The organism is Gluconacetobacter johannae, assembly GCF_014174305.1.
GTDB lineage: Bacteria > Pseudomonadota > Alphaproteobacteria > Acetobacterales > Acetobacteraceae > Gluconacetobacter > Gluconacetobacter johannae.
This window is the reverse complement of record NZ_JABEQH010000039.1, coordinates 1-1,714: the sequence shown is the minus strand read 5'-3', so window position 1 is coordinate 1,714 and position 1,714 is coordinate 1. Positions and strand designations below refer to the sequence as shown.

Here is a 1,714-nt window from a genome sequence, read left to right as displayed (position 1 = left end):
CGGCGACGCGGTGTTTTCGGGCGTGGTGCGTCTGTCGGGCTGGCTGATCCTTGTTCTGATGGGCGGGCTGATCGGGGTTCTGGCCTGGGGCGGGGCGCAGGCGTGGGGGGCATTTGGCCCCGGCTTTGCGTGGAGCGCGGTGTGGAACCCGGTCAGCGGGCATTTCGGGGCGGCGGCGCCGGTGTTCGGGTCGCTGGCGACGACGGTGCTGGCGCTGCTGTTCGCGGTGCCATTGGCGTTCGGGATTGCGTTCTGGCTGGTCGAGATGGCGCCGGCGGCGGTGGCCGGGCCGATCGGGATGGCGGTGCAGTTGCTGGCGGCGGTGCCGTCGATCATCTTCGGCATGTGGGGGTTCTTCGTGATCGTGCCGCTGATGGCGCGGCACGTGCAGCCGTGGGCGAACCACAGCCTGGGGCATGTGCCGGTGCTGGGGGCGCTGTTCCACGGCGCGCCCTACGGGACGGGGCTGCTGACGGGCGGGCTGGTGCTGGCGGTGATGGTGACGCCGTTCATCTGCGCGGTGATGCGCGACGTGTTCGTGGCGATGCCGCCGCAGATCCGCGAAAGCGCGTTCGGGCTGGGGGCGACGCGGTGGGAGGTGATGCGTAGCGTCATCCTGCCGTGGTCGCGGCCGGCGCTGGTGGGCGGGATCATGCTGGGGATGGGCCGGGCGCTGGGCGAGACGATGGCGGTGACGTTCGTGATCGGCAACGCCAACCGCATCGGCTGGTCGCTGTTCGCGCCGGGCAACACCATCGCCTCGCTGATCGCGCTGGAATTTCCCGAAAGCCCGGCGGGCAGCCTGAAGCTGTCGTCGCTGCTGGCGCTGGGGTTCATCCTGATGGTGATCTCGTTCGTGACGCTGGCGTGCTCGCGCCTGCTGCTGCGGCGCGGAGGCGTGAGATGAGGGACACGGCGATGGTCGGGGCGACGGTCGGGGATGCGGTGGCCGGCGGCGCGGGCGCGGGCTGGCGGCGCGGCGGCGGCTGGCCGACCGCCTGGCGACGGGGCTGAGCCTGGCGGCGACGGCGGTGGTGCTGGTGGCGCTGGCGTCGATCCTGCTGACCCTGCTGGTGCGGGGGCTGCCGGGGCTGTCGGCGTCGGTGTTCCTGCGGGCGACGATGCCGCCGGGGTCGGGCGGCGGGCTGGCCAACGCCATCGTGGGCAGCCTGATGCAGACGGGGCTGGCGGCGGCGATCGGCACGCCGGTGGGGCTGCTGACGGGGGTGTACCTGTCGGAATACGGGCAGGACGGCCGGGTGGTGGATGTGGTGCGCTTCGTGTCGGACATGATGCTGTCGGCGCCCTCGATCCTGGTCGGGCTGTTCGTGTATATGGCGCTGGTGGCGCCGGTGGGGCATTTCTCGGGCCTGTCGGGCGCGGTGGCGCTGGCGATCCTGTTCGTGCCGGTGGTGGTGCGGACGACCGAGGACATGCTGCGGCTGGTGCCGCTGACGATGCGCGAGGCGGCCTATGCGCTGGGGGCGCCGAAATGGCGGGTGGTGTTGCAGGTGTGCCTGCGGGCGGCGCGCAGCGGGGTGCTGACGGGCATCCTGCTGGCGGTGGCGCGGGTGTCGGGGGAAACGGCGCCGCTGCTGTTCACCTCGCTGGGGAACATGAACTGGTCGCTGGACCTGGGGGCGCCGATGGCCAGCCTGCCGGTGGCGATCTACCAGTATGCGGGTTCGGCGTATGACGACTGGACGCAGCTGGC

2 protein-coding genes are annotated in these 1,714 nt (G+C 71.8%); both read left to right on the top strand.

Features of this window, described 5'->3' with window-relative positions; genetic code table 11:
* Positions 1-907: phosphate ABC transporter permease subunit PstC (pstC, locus tag HLH21_RS16795; protein ID WP_182944891.1), on the top strand; the 907-nt coding region annotated here is incomplete at its 5' end.
* 61 nt (positions 908-968) lie between these two features.
* On the top strand, positions 969-1,714 hold a 746-nt coding region (gene pstA, locus HLH21_RS16790; RefSeq protein ID WP_182944892.1), incomplete at its 3' end, for a phosphate ABC transporter permease PstA.